Origin of the sequence: Desulfovibrio sp. 1188_IL3213 (genome assembly GCF_036763145.1) — a bacterium.
In the GTDB taxonomy this organism is placed as follows: domain Bacteria; phylum Desulfobacterota; class Desulfovibrionia; order Desulfovibrionales; family Desulfovibrionaceae; genus Desulfovibrio.
Genome location: NZ_JBAIYR010000245.1, coordinates 1 through 3,474, shown reverse-complemented (window position 1 = coordinate 3,474; position 3,474 = coordinate 1). Strand labels below are relative to the sequence as shown.

At 52.6% G+C, this 3,474-nt stretch carries 4 protein-coding genes; 3 read left to right on the top strand and 1 reads right to left on the bottom strand.

All coding sequences use genetic code 11. The features are described 5' to 3' along the window. Positions 1–811: 811 nt before the first annotated feature. Positions 812–976: a hypothetical protein gene (locus tag V6C16_RS09605; protein WP_333536014.1), complete on the bottom strand. Its 165-nt coding sequence runs from the start codon at positions 974–976 to the stop codon at positions 812–814. 503 nt (positions 977–1,479) lie between these two features. Here V6C16_RS09605 and V6C16_RS09600 point away from each other — a divergent pair. The 3 genes from V6C16_RS09600 (at position 1,480) to V6C16_RS09590 (ending at position 2,904) form a co-directional block, all read left to right on the top strand. Continuing rightward, on the top strand, positions 1,480–1,890 hold the full coding sequence (locus V6C16_RS09600) for a Fur family transcriptional regulator (protein WP_333536012.1): 411 nt from the start codon (positions 1,480–1,482) through the stop codon (positions 1,888–1,890). A 257-nt stretch (positions 1,891–2,147) separates the two neighbouring features. Beyond that, complete coding sequence (locus V6C16_RS09595) at positions 2,148–2,690, top strand: bacterioferritin (protein WP_333536010.1); 543 nt, start codon at positions 2,148–2,150, stop codon at positions 2,688–2,690. 25 nt (positions 2,691–2,715) lie between these two features. Then, complete coding sequence (locus V6C16_RS09590; protein WP_333536009.1) at positions 2,716–2,904, top strand: rubredoxin; 189 nt, start codon at positions 2,716–2,718, stop codon at positions 2,902–2,904. Positions 2,905–3,474: the final 570 nt, after the last annotated feature.

Below are 3,474 nucleotides of genomic sequence, written 5' to 3'. Positions count from 1 at the left end.
TTCTTTGCCAAATCAATGCCGATGGTAGTAATGATCTTCATGGGATGGTTCCCTTTCTGAGGTTTTCCATACCCTAGGGTAGCCAATTTATGCGGGCGGGACCATCCCATCACTCTACAGCTAGAGCGTTGCGGCGCGTGGAGCGATGGGCAAGGACATCTGACAGGTGTGCGCCTGTTACAGGCATGTATCTATTTATGTTCCAGATAAATTTCTGTGGCTCTTTTCTATGTTTCGGGAAAACTGAAAAAAATTTTCAAGAAAAGCGGGCTATTGATTGTAACCTTATGAATACTAGTGCGTGTTGACGGGTTACGGCTTGACCTCTTTTAGTAAGTTTTATAACTTAGTAAATTCCTTCGATACGTAGGCAGTAATGCAGATGCAGCTGAAGCGGCAAGCCCGGTTTGCGGCTCGCGCTTGACGTTGTGCTTTGGGTGTCGTGCCGATGGCGTGATGCTGGGCAGGTTAAATCCCGGGCAGCTTTGCGACTGGTTCTGTGCGGGCAGGCTTGCCTGTCGGTTCTGTCGGCTGCCATATCTCTGCAGAACATTTTTCCGGCATATGCGGGGCAAGCTCTGCATGGCCGTCCTGCTGCTGTGGTGCGCGCTGCCCCTGGGCTTTGGCGAGTGCTGCAGCCAGCGGCAGGTGCTTTGAGTGGGCTTTTTGAATGCCCTTTGCCTGAACTTGCGCGTTTTCCGCTACATGATAGTGATCGCGGACATATCGGGAAAAAGTAAGCGCACAGATTAGAGCAGATTAACTTTGAAAATGTACATTCTCAAAGTTTAAAACACGCTCGCTTCGGTGTTTAACCGCGCAAATAAATTGCGCTTACGCCTTCGCGGCGGGCGTCTGCTCGCGCAGCCGCCAGAGCAATTTCAAAGTGAAATTGCTCTAGTTTGATGATTGTAAAAAATTTCTGATAGCCGCCAGTCGGCAGGCCCTTGAAGCCGCAGATCACTCCGTCGCCCACACCGGCTGCGCGACAGGGTCGGTTGCCGGATGAGGCCAGGCTCAAGGTGCAATCTGGTGACAGAAACAGGGCGCGTGCGGCAACACTGCGCCCTGTGCAAAAACGCTGGTTTTTGAACCGAAGGAAAGTGGCGATTATTTGCGGCGAATGAAGGACGATCGCAATCGGAAGATGGCCCTTGCGGCAGCGCTGAATTTGGAAACACTCCGGAACAGCAGCCCTTGTCCGATCTAATGGTTTGGACTGGGCTGGCTGCGTGTGGAGGCAAGGCCTCCCCGCAGCGTATCCTGAATGGAGCCCGAAGCCTCATGGCTTTTGGCCTGGAATAACAGCAATGCCGTTTGATGATCAGGAGCAAACGCCGGCACTACACGGCAAAGCACCGGATCAGGCCATCCTGCTGGCATAAGCCCCGGGCAGCATATATTTTAGCATCCTGGTCGTATTTGGGCTTGACAGCATCCTTCGGTAACAGTAATTTTTACTATCATATGGAGACTGATATGGCCCAAGTTCAAACAAGAATGACCCGTCAGCGTGCGGTAATTTTGGAAGAGTTGCGCAAGACCAAAACTCATCCCACTGCGGATGAGCTTTACAGCATCGTGCGCGAACGTCTGCCCCGCATCAGCCTTGGCACCGTTTACCGCAACCTGGACTTTCTGGCCGACAGCGGCGAAATTCGCCGTCTTGAGGCTGCCGGATCGACCAAGCGGTTTGACGGCGATATCTCACGTCACCATCATGTGCGCTGCATCCAGTGTGGCCGCATCGGAGATGTGATGGGTATGCACGAGGCTCCTTGCGTGGATGGCATGAACGTGGAAGGTTTTTCTTCCGTGTTGAGTTCGCGTATTGAATATGACGGTATTTGTTGCAACTGTGCCGGACGTGTGTGCGGCGACATACAGTAGGCCGCCTGTTCAGTGATAGCGGCGTAGCTTGTTCGGCCTGAGAAAAATTCAAGGGCCGGGACGAACCCGGCTGCCTGACGGCGGCGGGAAAGCTGTGTGACAGGGCGCGCTTCTGGCATAATGTGTTCCGCAGCGAACCGGAGGCAAGGCGTTTTTTTGAGCGCTTTTGCCAGGGTTTTGTCGGCAGAACCAGGCTTGAGTGTTTGCGCAAATACGTTTATAAATCTCTGGTACTCTATAACACAAGGAGTTTCAGAATGGCTGGAAATAGAGAAAACCGCAAGGCCAAGGTCATCGAGGTTCTCAACAAGGCTCGCGCCATGGAGCTGCACGCCATACACCAATACATGAACCAGCACTATAGCCTGGATGATATGGACTATGGTGAACTGGCTGCCAACATGAAGCTTATCGCCATTGACGAAATGCGTCATGCGGAAAGCTTCGCTGAACGCATCAAGGAACTGGGCGGCGAACCGACCACCCAGAAAGACGGCAAGGTGGTCACTGGTCAGGCCGTTCCCGCTATCTATGAAAGCGATGCGGACCAGGAAGACGCCACCATTGAAGCGTACAGCCAGTTCCTCAATGTCTGTAAAGAACAGGGCGATATTGTTACTGCACGCCTTTTTGAGCGCATTATTGAAGAAGAACAGGCCCATCTGACCTATTACGAAAATATCGGCAGCCATATCAAGAACCTTGGCGACACCTATCTTGCCAAGATCGCCGGTACGCCTTCGTCCACGGGTACTGACAGCAAGGGCTTTGTCACCGGTACTGCTACGGCTGGCGAATAGTCGCCGGAAAAAACAGGGAGGTATCATGGCTGAACCGCAAGACATGTGGCGTTGCCAGATGGTAAACTGTGGCTATGTGTATGATCCCGACCGTGGCGACAAGCGCCACAAGATTCCCGCGGGAACCAAGTTTGAAGACCTGCCCGAAGATTGGCGTTGCCCGGTCTGTGGCGCAGGTAAAAAAAGCTTTCGCCGCCTGAGTGATGAAGCATAGTCAGCTTTGTGCTCACTGGTGAAGAGCAGATTCAATAGGAAAGCCCCGGCCATTGGCCGGGGCTTTCCTATTGAATCTGGCGGCATTGACGGGCCTTGCGGACTATTCCTCAGAGTATTTTAGCCCGTGAAGCGCTCCGGCGTCTGCGAAGGCAGGTACCCGTCCCAAAGGGCCAGGCGCAGCTTCAAGCATGGCCGCTTGCCCTTTACGGATGAGGCAGCAGCGTTATGTGTTATGCTGCAAACGCCGTAGTGGGGCATAACTCTCTGAAAGTGCAGGCTTGAAATACAACGTCCTAGACAGTGTCGTCACGAGCGCCTTTCCCGGTATCTCTGCGTCGAACTTCGCCTTTTATTCCGGTCGAGTACCATAAGAGTACACTCCCTGTATAAAAGGCTCGTTCTCCTTGATATACCAAGCAAATTCATCTCGTGACGACACTGTCTAGATGTAGTGTTTCTATAGGTTGTTCACCCTCCCCAAATCGGTAAAGCTGGAGTTACCAAACAACAGCAAACCGAGTGAGGGAAAGGGTGAACAGCCATAAGAATGCCAAACTGACGGTTCGTA